Here is a 17,719-nt window from a genome sequence, read left to right on the forward strand (position 1 = left end):
CCGGCGGGTCAGGCCAGGTGCCGGAGCTTGTCGGGGTTGCGGATGACCCGGATCTCGGTGATCCGGCCGTTCTCGACCTCCACGCAGGCGACGGTGTCCGGCCGCCCGGCCGTGGTGAGCAGCAGGCCCGGCAGGCCATTGACGTCGACGGCCACGAGCTGCGGGGCCTCCATCGGCTGGGCGAGCACGGCTGCGAGAAAACGAGCCACGTTCTCGGCGCCGTGCAGCGGGCGCAAGGCTGCCCTGACCTTTCCGCCGCCGTCGTTCCACGCGGTGACGTCGGGGGCGAGCAGCTCCAGCATGCGGTTCAGGTCGCCGCCGAGGCATGCGGCGAGAAACTCGTCGGTGACCTGGCGCCTCACCTCGGCCGGGGCCGCGTAGCGCGGCCGACGTGCCTGGACGTGCGACTTGGCTCGGGAACCGACCTGGCGTACCGAGGTCTCGGTGCGGTCGAGCGTCTCGGCGATCTCCCGATACGAGAAGCCGAAGACCTCCTTGAGCACGAAGACCGCGCGCTCCAGCGGTGAGAGGCTCTCCAGAACCACCAGCATGGCGAGCGAGACCGACTCGGCCAACTCCATGTCCCCGGTGGCGTCCGGCACGGTGACCAGCGGCTCGGGCAGCCAGGGGCCGACGTACTGCTCCCGCTTGACGGCGGCCGAACTCAGCCGGTTGAGCGCGAGGTTGGTGATCGTGCGGGCCAGGTAGCCGCGCGGGTTGTCGACCGGGCCGGGCACCTGGCTGCAGCGGAGCCAGGTGTCCTGGACCAGGTCCTCGGCGTCCGCGACGCTGCCGAGCATCCGGTAGGCGATGCCGAAGAGCATCGGCCGGTGCTGTTCGAAGTCGGCGATCTCGATCACGTACGCGACGGTACCGTGCAGGCCTCGGAGAAGCCCTGGCTGGTCAGGCCGAAGGCGCTGTTCATCCGGGAGCGCCAGTTCTCCAGGGCGACCATGGCGGTGAGTTCCACGAAGGCGGCCTCGCCCAGCCGCCGGAGCAGCGCTTCGGCGAGTCCGTCCGTGACGCCGGGCTCGGTCTCGGTCATGGCCTCGGCGTACTCCATGACCTGGAGTTCCAGCTCGGTGAAGGCCTCGCGATGGTGCCGCCACTGCGGCACCAGAGAGATCTTGTCGAGCGGCAGGCCGAGTTCGCTGCCTTCCCAGTGTCCGAAGTCCATGCACCAAGAGCAGTTGATCCGGGCCGCGGTGGCCATCACGGCGAGATGCCTCAGGGCCGGCTCGAGTGCGTTCCACTTGGCGACGGAGCGCTCCAGCTTGACGTAGCTGAGCAGGACCTTCTGGTTGTGGCCGATCGCGAGCCCGGGGTCGAGCACCTCGCCGTACTTCCGCCGGGAGTACCAGGACCCCATGCGGTTCAGCAGGGTACGGGGCGGGGCGAGCGAGATGCGGGCGGTCATTTCGGGCCTCCAGGCTTACGGATGGATGCTTCTGGAGGTAGGACAGGACAGCTGCCGGGAATGTGACATCAGAGATGTCCTAGCGGCCGTCGGCGAAGGTCTTCGGGTCGGCGGTCGCGAGGCGGTCCAGGGCGGCGGCCGCCTGGGCCTCGGGCGGACGGCCGTCGTCCCGCAGCGTCCAGTGGAAGTAGCGCCGCGATCCGCCCTCCGATTCCGCTTCCGTTTCCGCTTCCGGCCGGATGCTGAAGCCCACGTCCACCGTGTCCGGCTCACGCCAACTGGTGCCGACCCAGCCCGGTTCGACGTCCCACCGGGTCAGCAGGTCCGGGCGCTCCCGAAGGCCTGCCTTGATCAGCCGGGCCGTGTTCCGGGCCGGCCAGCACCAGGAGCGGTCCCGCTCGGCGCGCCCGACCTCGGCGTCGTAGGCGGCCGCGGCGAAGCGGTACTCGGGCGGTGTCGGCCCGACCGCCCCGCGCCAGTCGCCCCACACCACCTCGTCGCCGTCCCGGCGGATGGTCACGTACAGCGCCCCGCAACAGCCTTCGGTGCAGTACGCCTCGGCGAGCTGCACCTCCCGCGGCTCGGCCCCGGCGCGGAGTTCGCCGGTGTCGAGCAGCAACTCGGGGGAGCCGGCCGGGCCCTTCCCGAAGTGCTCGGTCACCAGGGGCCGGCCATCCACCAGGATCCGGGTCTCGACGGCGTTCGCTTCCGCCGGATCGCGTACGACCACCTCGAGGCGGAACCGCTTCGGCGCCGGCAGCCGGACGAACGGCTGCCGGCGCGTGCGCCTGATCCAGTCCGCCCGCCGGCGTGCGTCGGCATCCTGCTGTTCCCGTACGGATACGGCGGTCCACGCGGGCCCGGCCAGCAGCCGGTCCAAGGCGTCGAGGAGCGCCTCGCGCTGTCCCGGCCGCCAGTCCAGCAGCACGCCGGGGCCGGTGTGGAGGTCCAGGGCGAGGACGAGCAGGAGTACGTGGTGGTCGAGGGTCGGGGACAGCCGGTCCGCGTGCCCGACCAGCGCCTCGTACACGGCCACGGCCGGCCCGTAGTCGAGGATCTCGGCCCGGTAGTCGCGCTGGCTCGCCATCCGGTACAGCAGCCGGCCGGCCCGGTCGAGCAGCTCGCCGTCCTGCGGATACGCGCGGAGCAGACCCTCGAGGTCCGCGGCCTCGGCGATCCGCCGGGCGAGCCAGAGCACCTCCGCGTCCGGCGGCAGCGCGACCAGAGCGGTTCGGGCGTCCTGCGCGTCGCGGGTGGAGAAGGCGGCGAGCAGCGGGGCCATTTCCGGGGCCCGGGAGCGGTGGGCCAGCAACAGCAGCGCGGCCGCCTGCCGGTCGAGCGGGTCGAGCGCTGCGGCAGCCGCCTGGCCGAGGCCGCGCAGGAGCCCGAGGACCTTGAGGCAGGGCACGTCCTCGGGTTCGCCGAGGCGGATCAGCAGCGCCAGGCCGACGCTGACGGCCGCCGTGCTGGTGCCGGTACGGGTCAGCCGCCGGGCGGTGCGCCGGGCGGCGGCCTCGTCCGTCAGCGGCAGCCGTCCGACGTGCGCGCGGAGGGTGCGGTACGGCATCCGCAGCGCGTCGGCACGGAGGTGGACGGCTTCGGCGGCCCGTACGGGATCCGCGTCGGCCAGCAACGGGGCGAGGGCGGCAGCCACTTCGTCCCCCGCCTGGGCCCAGGTCAGGCCGCTGCGTCGGCTGGGCTCCGGCGGCCCGTCGGGCAAGGGGTGGCCGCGGCGCGGGAACGGGCCGTCGGGGTCGATGCCCTGCCGGAACAGGGCGTAGTCGTACAGGGAGGTTCCGGCAGTGAGCGCCGTGCGCTCGTCGCGGGCGCTCACAGGGCGGGGTGGGACTCGATTCGGTAGGTCATGTGCGGAGCCTGCCAGGCCGGTTCAGGGCGCGTCCAACGAAAATACGGCTTCGCCCCGCACCCGGCCGTTGATCTGCAGCTGCACCAGGTGCTCGCCGGAGTGGTAGCGGCGGGTGGTGATCGGCTTGAAGGAGTGGCGTTTGGTGCCGGTGAGGGTTTCGCCCGGGGCCAGCGTGCGGGTGGTGAGTTTGAAGACCTTCGGGGTGCGGGAGCCGTTCGCCTTCGTGTGGTGGACGACGTAGTCCACCACCAGCTCGGCCGGGAGCCCGCCGGTGTTGGTGACCGCGTAGTCGAAGACGAGGTACTCGCCCACGGCGATCCGCGGGGCGGTGACCACCGGCCCCTTCACCGTGACCGGGACGTCGGGGGAGTGCCCGAGCAGGGTCAGCGCCTCGGGCCGGCCGGCCTTGATCAGGGTGCGCAGGCCGTGCCGTACGACGCGATCCGTCGTCCCCGCGGACGCGGCCGCGGTGAGCCAGCGGGCGGCGGTCTCCACCGCCAGTTCGGGGTGGTCCCGGCTGATGTCGTTGAGGTGGTTGGCGACGGACCGGCGCACGTACTCGGACTCGTCGCGGTACAGGGCGTCGAGCACGGGCAGCGCCGGGCGCGGGTCGGCCACGAAGGCGGGCAGCTGCGGAGCCCACGGCAGCCGCGGCCGGGTCCCCTCGCTGGCGAGGCGGCGTACGTGCGGGTCCGGGTCGTCCGTCCACTTCCGTACGACGGCCAGGGCGCGGGCGGGGTCGGCGCGCAGGAAGGGCCGTACGGCGGATTCGGCGGTCAGCCGGGGGGTGAGGTCGTGGAGCAGCGCGAGGCCGGGCTCGAACGCCTCCAGCCCGCGGACGGCGACGGCCTCGTTGACGGGGAAGGTCATCCAGCCCTCGAAGCCGGGGTCGGCGAGGGCGGTGCGTACGACGGCCTCGAAGGCAGCCCAGTCCTCGGGGAGGTCGGCGAGGACGGCGTCGCGGACGGCGGCGACGCGTCCGCTGTAGGTCAGCCCGTCGAGGGCGTCGGCGCGGGCGCGCAGGGCGGGTGAGGTCCGGCGGCCGGCCGCGCGGGCGAGCAGTCGGGCCAGGTTTCTGACGGTTTCCGCGCGGAGGAGCTCGTCGGCCGTGGGCATGGGGTCAGTCTGGCGGATGCCGGGCCGGTCCCGGGGCTCCCGGGCGCGGCGGTCGCCGCCGCGCTCCGGGCCCGGTCATGCAGGTGCGCCCGCTCAGTCCACGTAGTAGTCGGTGAGGACGCAGCCCTTCACGAGGGCCGGTTCCTTCCGGTAGCCGCTCGGCGGGGTGAAGCCCTCGTGGCAGTTCAGCATCAGGAGCCCGGCCTGCGGGGTCAGCAGGGCGCTCATGGCGTCCGAGCTCTCGGATCCCATGGCGAAGTCCTGCCCGATGACGATGCCGCTGTTGGGGTTCCCGCCGCCCTCTGCGGCGATCTCGGCCTTGAAGGCGGTCTGGAAGGCCTTCGGGTCCTTGATCATGTAGATCGAGGTGCGGCCCCTGCTGCCGCAGGTTCCGCGCTCGATGACGGTGGCGGACTTGATGAACTGCTCGTCCGGGCCCGTGCTCGATCCGCTGCCGCCCAGGGGGACGGCCTTGATCGGGTCGCAGTTGGTGAATCCGTTGACGAAGCGGGCGGCCGCGGCCATGGTGGCCGCCTTGGGCAGCTTCTGGAACGCCGTCCCGTTCTTGGGGGCGTTGCCGTTGACGCCGCCGTTCTTCGTCGGGTTGTCCAGCGTGCCCTCGTTGGGGCCGCCGTCGCCGGTGCCGTTGTAGGCGTTGTCTCCGCCCGTCGCGACGGAATCCCCGCCGATGCCGCCGAGCGCCGGGTTGCCGCCGCCTCCGCAGCCGGTGAGGGAGAGGAGGGCCGCGGTGGCCGTGACGGTGATGATCAGTGGCTTGAAACGCATGCGCGCGGTGTCCCCCTGTAAATGACCTTGAACGGCGGCGACTCTAGGGCGGTGATCATGTCCGCGGCAAACCAGGTGGGGGAAAACTCGCACGGGAAAGTTTGGAAACGCCCAAAACGGACATGGCTGCGGTTTCCGCATGCCGAAAGCTTCTCTCGGGAGCCTGCTGAAGCATGGCCGGATGGCGAAGTGAACCTTGTATTAAGTGTTCGGGAACGGCCTCGGCCTCGGAATTCCAAGGCGTTCGGGGTGGTCGGATTCCGGACTTCGATCCTCCAGATGTGGAATACGCACCATCTAACGTCCTGACTCATGACTCAGCTGGACGTTCGGCCTCGGGCCGGAGACACGGTAAGCGGCGTCGCCGAGGGCGACGTTCGCGGCAAGGGCCTCGGCAAGGGCTCCGTCGGCCTCGTGGGAAGCGCCGTCATCGGCATCTCCACCGTCGCCCCCGTCTACTGCCTGACCTCGACCCTCGGCTCCACGGCCGGTGAGGTCGGGATGCAGATGCCGGCGATCTTCCTCGCCGGGTTCCTCCCCATGCTCCTGGTCGCCTTCGCGTACCGCGAGCTCAACAAGGCCATGCCGGACTGCGGCACCTCCTTCACCTGGACGGTCAAGGCCTTCGGCCCGCGGATCGGCTGGATGTGCGGCTGGGGCCTGGTGATCGCCACGATCATCGTGCTCTCCAACCTGGCCGGCGTCGCCACCTCCTACTTCTGGCTGCTGGCCGGCGAGATCACGAGCAATCCGTCGATAGCCGCCCTGGACGACAACAAGCTCGTCCACATCGCCACCTGCCTCACCCTGATCGCCGTCGCGACCGCCATCAGCTACCGCGGCATGACGGCCACCAAGGGCGTCCAGTACGCACTGGTCGGCCTCCAGCTCCTCGTCCTCGCCGTCTTCGTCGCGATGGCCTTCCAGAAGGCCTCCGCCGGCACCTTCGACACCGGCCTGGACTTCTCCTGGTCCTGGATGAACCCCTTCGCGGTCGAGTCCATGGCGGCCTTCACCGCCGGACTCTCGCTCTCGATCTTCATGTACTGGGGCTGGGACGCCTGCCTGGCCACCAACGAGGAGACCACCGGCTCCACGAAGACCCCGGGCCGCGCCTCCCTCATCGCGATGGTCGTCCTGGTCGGCTCCTACCTGGCCACCGGCGTCGCCGCCCAGATGGCCGTCGGCGCCGGCGGTGAGGGTCTCGGCCTCGCCAACGAGGAGACCTCCGGCAACGTCTTCGCCGCCCTCGCCGGTCCGGTGATGGGCCCGGCGCTCGGCATCCTGCTCTTCGTGGCGGTCCTGGCCTCGGCCGCCGCCTCGCTGCAGACCACCTTCATCCCGGTGGCCCGTACGGTCCTGGCCATGTCGACGTACGAGGCCCTGCCGCCCGCGTACGCCAAGGTCCACGAGCGGTTCAAGACCCCGGGCCGCGCCACGGTCGTGGCGGGCATCGCCACCGGCGCCTTCTACACCGTGATGACCCTGGTCAGCGAGAACGTCCTGACCGACACGATCTTCGCGCTCGGCCTGATGATCTGCTTCTACTACTCGCTGACGGCCTTCGCCTGCGTCTGGTACTTCCGCGGCGACCTGCGCCGCTCCGCCCGCGACCTGTTCTTCAAGGGCGTCTTCCCGGTCCTGGGCGGGCTGCTGCTGGCCGCGGTCTTCTTCAAGACCCTGTACGACGCCTGGGACCCGTCCTACGGCTCCGGCTCCACCATCCCGGGCCTCGGCGTCGGCAACGTCTTCGTCATCGGCGTAGGCCTGCTGGCCCTCGGCCTGGTGATCATGTTCGTCACCGAGCGCCGCAGCCCGGCCTTCTTCCGCGGCGAGATCCTGACGAAGTCCACCCCGGCTCTGGTGGTCGAGGACTGACCCCGCCCCCACCCCCTCCCGCTGAGTCAACCCCGGCCCCGGATCGATCCACCGATCCGGGGCCGGGGTGCGTTCGGGCAAAGTGGTGGTGGGCGGTGACCCCGGGAGTGGCCGGGTCGTTGGGTGGGGCATGAATGCCATGAAGCGCACCCTTTCCGCCCTGGTCCTCTCCGGCGGGGCCGCCCTCGCACTCACCCCCGTCGCCGCCCACGCCGCGGAGCCCGCACCCCAGGCGCCGCCGGTCGCCGGGCGCGTCCTCGACATCGTCGGCCACCCCGGTCAGGCCCTCGAGGACACGAAGACCGCGGTGGGCGTGACCGCCGCGGCCGCCGGAACCGCCACCCAGGCCACCGAGTCCTCCCTGGGGGGCGCGGGCAACGCCCTGTCCGGCGGTCTCCCCGACGCCCCGACGGTCAAGTGACCTCACCCGGTGCGGTGACCAGGACCAGCGGGATCTCGCGGTCCGTCGCCTCCCGGTAGCCCGCGTACGAGGGCATCGCGGTCACCACCACCGGCCACAGGCGCTCCGCCTCGGCCGGGGTGGCCCGGCGGGCGGTCGCCGCGAAGGTCTCGGCGCCGACCTGGAGGGTGACGGCCGGGTCGGCGGCAAGGTTGAGGTACCAGGCCGGGTGGCGGTCCGCACCGGCGTTGGACGCCGTCAGCACGTACGCCTCCCCGTCCGGGTCCCGCACTCCCCCAGCTACCGCTGGGAGGTGCCCCCAGCCAGCGCCGTGCGGCGCAGCACCCCCGAGCGGCGGCCCCGCGTGGTCAGCAGCAGGTCCGAGATCCCCGGGCGCGGCCGCCCGGCGGTCTCCTCGAAGCGGCGGATGTGGTCGGCGACCCAGGGGTTCGGGCTGTCGGCCACGGATTCGGCGGTCATGCCGGTCCCACCCCCGCGTGCACCGCGTGCCGGGTCGGGGCCGCGATCGCCTCGTCCACCACGGCCAGGGCGAAGGCCGCGTGGGTGATCCGGCTCGCGGCGTCCGCCGGGCCGAAGACGTACCCGCCGGCCTCCGGGCCGTCGCCGAAGTCACCGGCCGGGGACAGCACCGCCCAGTCCAGGGCCGCCGGCGCGGCAGCCCGCAGGGCTTCGGTCCCGGCCCCGTGGCCGACGTAGAACTCCCGCCACTCCTGCGGATACCCCGGCGTGTCCATCAGCGCCGCCCCCGACTCCGTCGGCAGTACGGAGGCCAGCCCGACCGACACCAGCCGCGGGACCCGGGCCCGCGCGAGACCCGCCGCCATCGCCCGCGCCGTCGCCGGGAAGAACACACCGGGCGCCGCCTGCGCGTCGTACACCGTGACCACCGCCGCGTCGTGCCCGGCGGCCAGCCGCGCCACGTCGGCCGCCGAGGTCACGTCCCCGTCGGCCCGCCCCGCCTCCGTGACCGCGTACCCGCGCGCCCGCGCCTCGGCGACGACGGCCCGGCCGACACGGCCGCGGGCCCCGAACACGATCAGCTTCTTCTCACTGTGCTTCGTCATGCGGGCGAGCCTAGGAAAGGGTGTGGTTACCGATCGGATACCGGCCTACCGTGTGGATCATGACCGAATCGACCTCGCCGCCGCCGCTGGACCCGGAGATGTTCGACCCCGTCTGCCCCTCCCCGCTGGTCCCGTTCCGGATCGGCGACAAGTGGGCCACGCTGATCCTGCGCTGCCTGGAGGGCGGCCCGCGCCGGTTCTCGGAGCTCAAGGTGCCGCTGCGCGGCATCACCTCCAAGTCCCTGACGCAGTCGCTGCGCGGGCTGGAGCGCGACGGTTTCCTCACGCGCGTCGCGTACGAGACCCCCGACCGCCGGGTCGAGTACGCCCTCACCCCGCTCGGCCGCGGCCTCCTGGGGCCGGTGGACGCTGCCTGCGAGTGGACGCGGGAACACTGGGACGAACTCATCGACGCCCAGGAGGCGGGGCTTTCGGGGGAGGGCGCTCGTTGAGCAGCGCATGATCCTCTGGTTGCTCAATCACCTCAGTACTTTCGTCATCGCCGTCCTCCTCGTCGGCGGTCTCACCGGCCTCGCCGTGGCCGGCAGCCTGGCCGCCCGCCGCCGGTTCCCGCACCTCGCGAAGGGCGACCACAACGAGATGGTCGGGGTCGCGCTCGGCATGTTCGGCGCGATCTACGGCATCATCCTCGCGTTCGTCGTCGTCACGCTCTGGACGCAGCTGGAGAACACCCAGAACATCGTCGCCACCGAGGCCACCGACCTGGCCCTGGTCGTGCGCAGCGCCGACACCTTCCCGCCGGCCGACCGTGCGCGGGTGCAGCAGGCGGTGGGCGCGTACGCGCACGCCGTCGTCGAGGTGCAGTGGCCGCTGATGCGCGAGGGACAGCCGAGTTACGAGGCGACCGCGCCGCAGACCCAGGCCCTGTACAAGGCCCTCCAGTCGTACGAGCCGGCCGGCACCCGTGCCGAGACCTTCTACGCCGAGGCGGTCACCCACCTCAACGACGTCGCCGCGCAGCGCCGGGCCCGCGTCTCGATGGCAGAAACCTCACTGCCGATCCTGCTGCAAGTGCTCGTGTACGGCGGCGCGCTGGTGATCCTGCCGCTCACGTTCCTGTTCGGACTGCGGAGCCTGAAGATGCAGCTGCTGTTCGTGTCGGCGGTCGCCGGGCTGATCGGCTTCAGCCTGCTGCTGGTCGTGGCCCTGGACCGCCCCTTCGCGGGAGACCTGAGCGTGAGCCCGCAGCCGTACAAGGAGGCGGCCCTGTCGCAGTTCTGGGCCGCGGGCTCCTGACGCCTCAGCCCCAGGTGCGGGAGCAGAGCACGAGGCGGTAGCCGTCCGGGTCCTGGACGGTGACGCCCCACTCGTCCCAGTACGGATTGTGGGCGGCGACCCGGGTCCCGCCGTGCTCGACGAGCCGCTGGACCAGGGCCTCGTCGGGGGCCTCGCCGAGGTAGACGACGAAGAGGTCGTCGACGGTGGGGGAGGGAGCGACCGGGTTCTCGTCGTCCCGCGTCAGCTCGAAGTGCCAGCCGCCCGCGGCGGGCCCGACCATCAGCAGATCATGCTCGCCGGGCGCGTGTTCGCCGGAGCTGCGCCACAGGATGTCGAGCCCGAGCCCGTCGACGTAGAACCGCTCGGCGGCCTTCAGGTCGAGGGAGGGCCGGGCGACGCGGATGTGGGTTTGTGAAGTGATCATGTGCGGCAGGGTACGAGGCCCCACGCGGGCGGGGGCCGGAATATGCCTCGAGGCGGGGCAGTTGCACGCGAGGTACGCGCCGACCGAGACCGGAGTAGACAATGACGACCGACCTGGCCAGTGACACGGACCGCTCGTTCCTTTTCGTCCTCGGCAGTTCCCGGCCCGACGGCAACACCGAAACCCTGGCCCGCGCCGCCGCCGAGCAGTTGCCCGCCGGCACCCCGCAGCGCTGGGTGGACCTGGCGAAGCTGCCGCTGCCCGACTTCCAGGACGGCCGGCACGAGAGCGGGTCCTGGCCGGTCGGGGAAGCCGAGGAGGAGCTGCGGCGGGTCACGCTGGAGGCCACCGACATCGTCATCGCCTCACCCCTGTACTGGTACTCCCTCTCCGCGCACACCAAGCGCTACCTCGACTACTGGTCGGGCTGGCTGGGGGTGCCCGGCATGGACTTCAAGAAGCGGATGGCGGGCCGGACGCTGTGGGGGGTCACCGTCCTGGCCCACGAAGAGGAGGAGGTTGCCGACGGGCTGGTCACCAGCCTCAACCACTCGGCGGCCTACATGGGGATGCGCTTCGGCGGAGTGCTCCTCGGCAACGGCTCCCGCCCCGGCCAGGTGCGGAACGACGAGCGGGCGATGGTCCGCGCCAAGACCTTCTTCGAGCGCGAGACCCCGCTCGCCCGGTTCCCGTACGAGGCGTAGTTCAGCAGTCGGCGGTTACCCCGCCCAGGAAAACGCCCCAGGCGGCGGGGGTGACGCCCAGCTCGGGCCCGGCCGTCACCTTGGAGTCCCGGATGTGCACGGCTTCCGTACAGGCGGCGACCTCGACGCAGTCGTCGCCCTGGCTGCCGCTGTAAGTGGACTTGTGCCAGGAGAGGGCGACCTCGACGCAGCTGTCGCCCTCGCTACCGCTGTAGCTGCTCTTGAACCACTGGAGCCGGGAGCTGTTCACAGGGAACCTCGCAATCGCATCAACAGGCCCGCGCTGTCCGCAGGATTGAGGGCCTGGATGCGAAGTTTGGCATACCGCTGGTGGAGGTCGCTGACGGCTTTCGGGTCAGAAATTACCTGGCCCGTCTTCTGGCCCTCGCTGTAGCCCAACCACTCGTGCTCCTGAGTTTCGAGGAGCTGGAAGGGGCCGTCGAGACCCGCGTGTTCTGGGCTGACCGTCGGCATGATCTGGAGGTCCACATTGGGCAGGTTCCCCACCTCCAGCAGGTGGTCGATCAGTTCGCGCGTCGCTTCCGGGCCGCCCGTCTGCCGCTCGATCACCGACTGTTCGATGATGAAGCTGAAGGCCACGTATGGCGTCTTGAGGAGCAGCACCTGCCGGGCCATCCGGAAGGCGATGCGCGCCTCCGCCTCTTCCACTGTTGCCAGGGGCGGGACGTCCCGGATCTGGGCCCGTGCGTAGGCCTCCGTCTGTAACAGCCCCGGTATCGACCTGCACTCGTACGTATTGAGGGCGATCGCGTCCTCTTCCAACTCCGCCCACCGCCGGAACCACTTCGCCAGCCCCCGCCGCCGCGACAGCTTCTTCGCCGCGATGTGGATGACTCCGAAGCCGTCCAGCACCTCCTCCGCCTTGTCCACGAACTTCTTGGACGGGTGGCGGCGGCCCTGCTCGACCGAGGCCACGTACTGGACGGAGTACCCGACCAGCGGCCGGAGCTGCTCCTGGGTCAGGCCGGCCCGTTTGCGGAACGCCTTGATCGTCTCGCCGAAGTTCCGCAGGTCGTCGTCCGGCTCGACCTCGGCGTCGCCGCTCTCGTCGGCACTCGTCACAGCGGTCACCTCCCTGAAGTCAGGTTCACGCACGGTGACTGTCACTGTCCAGAGAGTGGACTACTACAGTTGAAAAGTAGTAGTCGCCCTGCTGGGAACTTCCCTGGCCGCACGGGACGTTCGTTCCATGCACGCACCCTCCGGCCACGCCCAGGCCCTCGTACGCACGTTCACTCAGCGTTTCAGCTCCACCCGCCGCGGGGCCCGGCTCGCCCGGCAGCTCGCCCTCGTCGAGCTGCACTCCTGGGGGATCCCCGAGTCCACCGCGCTCTCCGCCGACGCGGGGCTCCTCGTCGCCGAGCTGGCCGCCAACGCCGTGGCCCACGGGCGGGTACCCGGGCGGGACTTCGAGCTCCGGATGACCCTGCTGGAGGGCGTGCTCCGGCTGGAGGTGTCCGACGCCCGCCGCGACCGGCGACCCGCTGTGCAGCCGCACGCGTACCAGGCCGAAACGGGCTACGGCCTCCGCATCGTCGATGCGGTCGCCGCCGCCTGGGGAACCACGGACCGCCTGGTCGGCAAGACGGTCTGGGCCGAGCTGGGCTAGGGAGCGGTGGCGCGGAACGAGCCGGTGCTGGTGCCGCTGGCGTAGCCCAGGAAGCAGGTGATGTCGCGGTCGTCGAGGGCCCAGCTAGTGGCATGCGGGCCGTAGAAGTAGATGTTCAGCGTGTCCGGGAGTTCCGCGTCGCCCACGTAGTCGGTGAGAGCCTTCGTGGCGGTGCACTTCTCGTTGCCGATCGAGACGATCTTTTTCACGCCCGGGTACGGCCCGTCCGGCAGGGGGAAGACGGCATACACCTCCGCCTCGTGAGGCTCGTCGCAGGGCACGGTGCTCACCGTGGGGTCGAGGGTGTCGCTGCCCTCCTCCTTGAAGTCCTTCAGATCGTCGTTCGTGTTGAAGCAGTCCCCCGTGCGGAGGTCCTGCGCGTCCACGGAGACCGTGCGGGGGCCGTTGCCCAGCGCTCCGGTGAGTCCGAGGAGCGGCACGAAGACGAAGGCCGCGACGGCGAGCACGTTGTTCTTCTGCGACGGTAGGTGCGGTGCTCTGGACATGCGTGTGGTCCTTCTTGCGCAGAGGATGAGACGCAGCCGACAGCCAGCGGCCGGGCGGTGCACCACTACCCACGCTACTCCCCGCTTCCGGGGGAGCGCCTGCCGGACGTTCCGGCCGTCCGGCGGCGGTGTTGTTCCAGGAGGTCGCGGTCGGAGCGGCGGCGCTGGCCGCCCGAGACGAGGGTGGCGGTGACCAGCAGGAAGAGGCCGCCGGTGACCGTCGGGCCGAAGGGGTCGAGGGTGCGGTCGGGCGAGGTGCCGATCCTGGGGGCGAGGATGCCGAGCGGGTCCTCGAAGAGGGTGATGCGCCGGCCCGGTTCGAAGTCGGCACGGCAGCCCTGCTGCTGGGCGACTTCCCGGATGGTGCCCGAGGGGTCGGCCACGCGGCAGAAGGGGCGGGTGTCGCCCTTGAGGCCGGTACGCTCCCCGGTCTCCACGACCAGCGCGTCGACCCGCTCGCCCAGCTGTTTCGCGTACGCCTCGTACAGGCTGATCCCGGCGAAGACGCCGAGTGTCAGGGTGCCGAAGCCGACGATGGCCGCGACTCCCGACCGGTGCCAGCCGGTGCCCGCCATGGCCGCGCCGGTGCCGGCCGCGGCGAGCACGATGAGCACGCCGAGCCAGCGCAGGCCGTACGGGAATTGGGTGAGGATGCCGCCTGCCGTGGCCGTCACCGGGATCAGCGTGGCCCAGAACAGGGTGTTCCGGGTCCGTCGGGGGCCTGGTGGGAAGCCGTCCCACCACTTCCTCCTGCGCTCGGCTATCCGTACCTCGTCCATGCCGCCACCACTCCGCCCGCCGAAACCTGCTCCCTCGGGCCCACCCTAGGTTCAGAGGTCTCGGTTCAGAGGTACTGGGCGAACTCGTCCAGGGTGCGCAGGATCTCCGCCTCCGGGGCCGAGGGGAGCCGGAGGACGACCTCCTCGATGCCGAGGTCGGCGTAGTGGCCCATCTTCCCGGGCGTGGGCTGGACGGCGTACGGGACCACCTGGAGGGACTTCGGGTCGCGCCCGGCGGTCTCCCAGAACCGGCGCAGCACCGGCAGGGACTCGGTGAGGCCGCCGCCGCCGATCGGGAGCCAGCCGTCGGCGTGGTCGGCGATGGAGGTGAAGAGCTTCGGGCCGGCCTGGCCGCCGATCAGGGTGCGGGGGCCGTACAGCGGGACGCCCGGGCCGAGTTCGCGCGGGGTCTGGACGGGCTTCGGGTGGGCGGCGCTGGCCTGGACGGAGGAGAACTCGCCGACGTACGCAGTCGGTTCGGGGGCCCACAGGGCGCGCATCAGGGCCATCCGGTCGCGGACCAGTTCACGGCGGGTGCGCCACTCGACGCCGTGGTCGGCGGCCTCCTCGACGTTCCAGCCGTAGCCGATGCCGAGGGTGAAGCGGCCGCCGGAGAGGTGGTCGAGGGTGGCGATCTGCTTGGCGAGGTCGATCGGGTCGTGCTGCGCCACCAGGGTGATGCCGGTGCCGAGGTGGAGCCGCTCGGTCACGGCGGCGGCCTGGCCGAGGGCCACGAACGGGTCGAGGGTGCGCCCGTACATCTCGGGGAGGTCGCCGCCCATGGGGGCGGCGGTGTCGCGGCTGACCGGGATGTGGGTGTGCTCCGGGAGGTAGAGGCCGGAGAACCCCCGCTCCTCGAGGCTGCGCGCGAGGCGGACGGGCGAGACGGTGCGGTCGGTGAGGAAGATGGTCGTGGCGATCCGCATGGCTTCTGGCACCTCCGAGACGTGGGAAAGACAAGGTACGGGCTTCCGCCTACGGACGGCAGGGCGCGTCGACCTCCACATCCTTGAGAAAGCGGTCGTACTCGTCCTTGGGGAGCGGCTCCGGCACGAGTGCACACAGGGCTTCGCGCCACGAGGAGAAGTCGATGGTGTGGCGTGCGAAGGTCCCGTCCTCCTTGAGGGAGAGGACTCCGCCTCCGGGGCCGGAGAGCAGCCGCACTGTGCTCTCAGTGTCGGTGCCCGAGTCGGGGATGGTCCAGCTGCCCACGGCGTCGCCGGAGGCCGTGTCCCAGAACTGCAGGGTCCACTCGGAGCCGTTTCTGACGCGTTGTACGAGGAGTCTGGCGTCCTTGCTGAAGACGACAGACCGATCGCCGTACTGCATTCCGGTCGAACTCCGCGTGACGTGCCCGGTCCCGACGTCCAGGATGCCGATGAGGCGATTGCCGTTGACGGTCGCGACTTTCTCCCCGGTGTGGCTGACGACAAGGGTGGTCCCCAAGGTCACTGTGGAGCTCAGGGAGCTCTTGCGTGTCTGTGCGAGACGCGCTTCGGTGGTCCACTTCCACACGGTCACATCACTGCCGGCGAGGACGGCCACGGCACTTCCGTCCCCGCTGGTGTCCGCGACGTCCAACGAGGGGCTGTACTCGCCGAGGTCCTGGCGTGTCTCCCACGACCGGCTGTCGAGCAGCAGGAGCCGCCCGGCCCCGGGCACGAGGACGTGTATCCCGTCCGGCATGAAGAGCAACGGGGTGGTCTTGCCGGTGGACTGCTCGGGGAACGTCCGGGAGGCTCCCACCTGGGTTCCCGTGCGCGGATCCCAGAGCGTCAGCTCCGTCTCCTCCAGCAGAGCGGCGCGGCTGCCGTCGGTGTTCACGGCCACTGAGGATTCGTTCGCGGAGGTCTTCCGGGGGATGCGTCCCCTGCGCTGAACACCGGCGTCGCCATCGGTGACCGTCCACAGGTCGGTGCCGTTCGCGCTCGACCGCAGCGCCATGCCGGTGAGAGTGAGCTCGTCGGGTTTGACCCGGTCCTCGTTCGGCAGGTTCTCGCCGCCCTGCCGGGCCGCCGTGGCGAAGAGGGACACTGCCCCGTTTTCGGCCGCCGCAGCTACCCACGTGCCGTCGGCGGAGCCGGCGACGTTTCGGACGGGCCACGTGAACGAGCCCAGGCTGCGCCGCCGTCGCAGGGCGGGGTCGTAGACGGTCACCGACTGGCCGTCCGACATCGAGATCAGCCGGCCGCTGTCGGTGGGCAGGGCGAGCGCGCGCGTGCCGGTCGAGTTGGCGGCCAGCGGCGGTCCGTCCGCCAGTTCTGCGATGCGTTTGCCCTCGGTCAGACTCCACAGTTCGTCCTTGCCGCCCTTCTTCGGTGCGAGGACGTACGCCCAGTCGCCGTGGGGAGAGAGCATGACGCCCCTGGCCTCCTCCCCCGTGGGCAGCCCGGGTACCTGGCGCGCGGGGCTCCACGTGTTCGAGGCCGGGGTGTAGTCCCGCACGGTGCCCGTGTCACCGGTGAAGGTGATGAGCCGGTTCGAGGCGTCGAAGGCGAGGCTGATCCCGTCCGAAGCGGCGGGGCCTTCGGTGACGGCCGTGCCGGTACCGGTGTCCCAGACGCTGAGGTGTTCGCCGTCCATGGCTGGGGTGTAGTAGGTCGCGGCCAGCCACTTTCCATCGTCGGACAGTGCGTGACCCTGCAGCCTCTTGTGCGCTTGGGACAGTTCCCTCCCGTCGCTGGCGACGATGGTCCGCAGCAGCTTGGCGCCGGGCACGTCCCACAGCTCGATCTCGTTGAAGGCGGTCTCCATCACGAGCAGCTTTCCGTCCGCGCTGAACTGGAGCGCACCTCCGTTCTGCGGTCCCTGAGTGGACAGCGACGGCAGGGACTTGCCAGAACGGATGTCGTAGAGGTGTACGTCGTCGTAGTCCCGGTAGTAGGCGAGGGTGCTGCCATCGGGGCTGATCGCGACATTGGCGTTGGGGACCGTCCCCGCCCCGCGGTACTCGGCCACCTGATCGCTTCCCGCCTCGAAGTGCCGTGCCACACCCTCGTTGGCCGCCACCGCCCGGGCCATGGCCTGCGCCGACTCTCCGGTCGGCTGCACCGCCTCTGCGTACAGGGCGAGCTGGGCCGCCCTGCGTGGGTCCGTTCCGGCGATTTCCAGGGCGCGGGCCGCGAGGGCCTGGGAGGCGGAGCGCCGTGCGCGGTCGACGGCCTCGCCCCGTTGCTGCCAGGCGACAATGCCGGCGATGAGGGCCGTCACCAGGAGCACGGACAGTGCGGCTACGGCGCCTCGGAGCATGCGGGTGGCGATGCGGTGCTGGCGGAGGTCCTCGCTGTCCAGCGCGTCCTTGCTGCGGCCGTGCAGGGGAGCGGCGAGCGTGGCGACGGCGTCGCGGAACTCCGCCTGGCGTAAGGAGAGTTTGTCGGACTCACGGAATGCGGTGAGATCGACCCAGAGGGGTTCGGTCCTGAACTTGTTGCGGAGGACCGGCGGCAGAGCGGTCGTGCCGTCCCAGTCGAAGTCACCCGTCCGTGTGTCCCAAAAGACCGTGCCGCCGCTGACAGCGATGAGGAAGTGGTCCAATGGGCGGTTCGCGACCCAGAACTCGATCTCCTCGCGCACCCAGCGTGATTCCGCGGCCTCGGGCGAGGCCAGGTAGATGAAGTAACGGGACCGTGCCAGCTCCTCCTTGATGGATCCGCCGAGGTCGCTGTTGGCCGAGAGGCTGGTGGTGTCCCGGAAAACGTTGATGACCTGACGGCGTGTCCAAGGCCTGGCGAGCCGGTGCAGGCCGCGCTGAAGCCCCTCGGCCAGAGTGATATCCCGTTTGTGGCTGTATGAGATGAACGCATCGCGTTCGCGGTCCATGGCTGCCCCCCAGCTCGCCCGCCCCTTGTGTGATCCCTCTCAACTCGTAGGGTTACACGAAGGATTCAC

Annotated in this window: 21 protein-coding genes; 6 read left to right on the forward strand and 15 right to left on the reverse strand. The window is 70.9% G+C overall.

From position 1 onward, the window contains the following. Window positions 1-8: 8 nt before the first annotated feature. From JIW86_RS23475 to JIW86_RS23495, 5 genes are all read right to left on the reverse strand, one after another. A complete protein-coding gene (locus JIW86_RS23475) occupies window positions 9-860 on the reverse strand; it encodes an RNA polymerase sigma-70 factor (protein ID WP_257555806.1) in 852 nt (283 codons plus the stop codon). Further along, window positions 857-1,417, reverse strand: coding sequence for a carboxymuconolactone decarboxylase family protein (locus JIW86_RS23480; RefSeq protein ID WP_257555807.1), 561 nt, complete (start codon window positions 1,415-1,417; stop codon window positions 857-859). The genes JIW86_RS23475 and JIW86_RS23480 overlap by 4 nt, the downstream gene beginning before the upstream one ends. A 79-nt stretch (window positions 1,418-1,496) precedes the next feature. Next, window positions 1,497-3,251, reverse strand: coding sequence for a hypothetical protein (locus tag JIW86_RS23485; protein WP_257555808.1), 1,755 nt, complete (start codon window positions 3,249-3,251; stop codon window positions 1,497-1,499). A 54-nt stretch (window positions 3,252-3,305) separates the two neighbouring features. After that, window positions 3,306-4,400 (reverse strand): DNA alkylation repair protein, encoded by a 1,095-nt coding sequence (locus JIW86_RS23490; RefSeq protein WP_257555809.1) that lies wholly within the window; start codon window positions 4,398-4,400, stop codon window positions 3,306-3,308. A gap of 93 nt (window positions 4,401-4,493) precedes the next feature. After that, window positions 4,494-5,186 carry a hypothetical protein gene (locus JIW86_RS23495; RefSeq protein WP_257555810.1) on the reverse strand — a complete coding sequence of 231 codons (693 nt, stop codon included), beginning with the start codon at window positions 5,184-5,186 and terminating at the stop codon, window positions 4,494-4,496. 312 nt (window positions 5,187-5,498) lie between these two features. Between JIW86_RS23495 and JIW86_RS23500 the strand changes: the two genes are divergently transcribed. Next, a complete protein-coding gene (locus JIW86_RS23500; protein ID WP_257555811.1) occupies window positions 5,499-7,064 on the forward strand; it encodes an APC family permease in 1,566 nt (521 codons plus the stop codon). A gap of 139 nt (window positions 7,065-7,203) precedes the next feature. After that, window positions 7,204-7,485, forward strand: coding sequence for a hypothetical protein (locus tag JIW86_RS23505; RefSeq protein ID WP_257555812.1), 282 nt, complete (start codon window positions 7,204-7,206; stop codon window positions 7,483-7,485). On the opposite strand, the gene JIW86_RS23510 is transcribed toward JIW86_RS23505, so the two are convergent. From JIW86_RS23510 to JIW86_RS23520, 3 genes are read right to left on the reverse strand one after another with little or no spacing between them, the layout of a single operon-like run. Continuing rightward, window positions 7,478-7,756 (reverse strand): nitroreductase family deazaflavin-dependent oxidoreductase, encoded by a 279-nt coding sequence (locus JIW86_RS23510; RefSeq protein ID WP_257555813.1) that lies wholly within the window; start codon window positions 7,754-7,756, stop codon window positions 7,478-7,480. The genes JIW86_RS23505 and JIW86_RS23510 overlap by 8 nt on opposite strands. Before the next feature lie 8 nt (window positions 7,757-7,764). Next, on the reverse strand, window positions 7,765-7,944 hold the full coding sequence (locus tag JIW86_RS23515) for a nitroreductase family deazaflavin-dependent oxidoreductase (protein ID WP_257555814.1): 180 nt from the start codon (window positions 7,942-7,944) through the stop codon (window positions 7,765-7,767). Continuing rightward, window positions 7,941-8,549 (reverse strand): NAD(P)-dependent oxidoreductase, encoded by a 609-nt coding sequence (locus tag JIW86_RS23520; RefSeq protein ID WP_257555815.1) that lies wholly within the window; start codon window positions 8,547-8,549, stop codon window positions 7,941-7,943. Before JIW86_RS23520 ends, JIW86_RS23515 begins: the two co-directional genes overlap by 4 nt. A gap of 59 nt (window positions 8,550-8,608) precedes the next feature. On the opposite strand from JIW86_RS23520, the gene JIW86_RS23525 reads away from it, so the two are divergent. Together JIW86_RS23525 and JIW86_RS23530 are read left to right on the forward strand one after the other, a co-directional pair. Continuing rightward, window positions 8,609-9,001 carry a winged helix-turn-helix transcriptional regulator gene (locus JIW86_RS23525; RefSeq protein ID WP_257555816.1) on the forward strand — a complete coding sequence of 131 codons (393 nt, stop codon included), beginning with the start codon at window positions 8,609-8,611 and terminating at the stop codon, window positions 8,999-9,001. A gap of 19 nt (window positions 9,002-9,020) precedes the next feature. Next, window positions 9,021-9,806 carry a DUF4239 domain-containing protein gene (locus tag JIW86_RS23530; RefSeq protein ID WP_416237588.1) on the forward strand — a complete coding sequence of 262 codons (786 nt, stop codon included), beginning with the start codon at window positions 9,021-9,023 and terminating at the stop codon, window positions 9,804-9,806. Between the two features lie 4 nt (window positions 9,807-9,810). Here the strand turns inward: JIW86_RS23530 and JIW86_RS23535 are convergent, their stop codons facing one another. Continuing rightward, window positions 9,811-10,212 (reverse strand): VOC family protein, encoded by a 402-nt coding sequence (locus JIW86_RS23535; protein ID WP_257555818.1) that lies wholly within the window; start codon window positions 10,210-10,212, stop codon window positions 9,811-9,813. 101 nt (window positions 10,213-10,313) lie between these two features. On the opposite strand from JIW86_RS23535, the gene JIW86_RS23540 reads away from it, so the two are divergent. Then, on the forward strand, window positions 10,314-10,916 hold the full coding sequence (locus JIW86_RS23540; RefSeq protein ID WP_257555819.1) for a flavodoxin family protein: 603 nt from the start codon (window positions 10,314-10,316) through the stop codon (window positions 10,914-10,916). 1 nt (window position 10,917) lies between these two features. Here JIW86_RS23540 and JIW86_RS23545 read toward each other — a convergent pair whose 3' ends face one another. Together JIW86_RS23545 and JIW86_RS23550 are read right to left on the reverse strand one after the other, a co-directional pair. Then, window positions 10,918-11,166, reverse strand: coding sequence for a DUF397 domain-containing protein (locus JIW86_RS23545; protein ID WP_257555820.1), 249 nt, complete (start codon window positions 11,164-11,166; stop codon window positions 10,918-10,920). Beyond that, a complete protein-coding gene (locus JIW86_RS23550; RefSeq protein WP_257555821.1) occupies window positions 11,163-11,999 on the reverse strand; it encodes a helix-turn-helix domain-containing protein in 837 nt (278 codons plus the stop codon). Before JIW86_RS23550 ends, JIW86_RS23545 begins: the two co-directional genes overlap by 4 nt. Before the next feature lie 127 nt (window positions 12,000-12,126). Here JIW86_RS23550 and JIW86_RS23555 point away from each other — a divergent pair, with 127 nt between their 5' ends. Continuing rightward, window positions 12,127-12,546: an ATP-binding protein gene (locus tag JIW86_RS23555; protein WP_257555822.1), complete on the forward strand. Its 420-nt coding sequence runs from the start codon at window positions 12,127-12,129 to the stop codon at window positions 12,544-12,546. On the opposite strand, the gene JIW86_RS23560 is transcribed toward JIW86_RS23555, so the two are convergent. From JIW86_RS23560 to JIW86_RS23575, 4 genes are all read right to left on the reverse strand, one after another. Further along, entirely contained in the window at window positions 12,543-13,052 is a 510-nt protein-coding gene (locus JIW86_RS23560) for a septum formation family protein (RefSeq protein ID WP_257555823.1), read from the reverse strand. The two genes, JIW86_RS23555 and JIW86_RS23560, sit on opposite strands and share 4 nt — an antisense overlap. A 74-nt stretch (window positions 13,053-13,126) precedes the next feature. After that, window positions 13,127-13,831, reverse strand: coding sequence for a hypothetical protein (locus JIW86_RS23565; protein ID WP_257555824.1), 705 nt, complete (start codon window positions 13,829-13,831; stop codon window positions 13,127-13,129). Window positions 13,832-13,896: 65 nt separating this feature from the next. After that, window positions 13,897-14,757 (reverse strand): LLM class F420-dependent oxidoreductase, encoded by an 861-nt coding sequence (locus tag JIW86_RS23570; protein WP_257555825.1) that lies wholly within the window; start codon window positions 14,755-14,757, stop codon window positions 13,897-13,899. Between the two features lie 49 nt (window positions 14,758-14,806). Beyond that, the gene (locus JIW86_RS23575) at window positions 14,807-17,650 is read right to left on the reverse strand and encodes a TIR domain-containing protein (RefSeq protein ID WP_257555827.1); all 2,844 of its coding nucleotides are present in this window, start codon (window positions 17,648-17,650) and stop codon (window positions 14,807-14,809) included. Window positions 17,651-17,719: the final 69 nt, after the last annotated feature.

Origin of the sequence: Streptomyces sp. NBC_00162 (genome assembly GCF_024611995.1) — a bacterium.
Classification (GTDB): Bacteria; Actinomycetota; Actinomycetes; order Streptomycetales; family Streptomycetaceae; genus Streptomyces.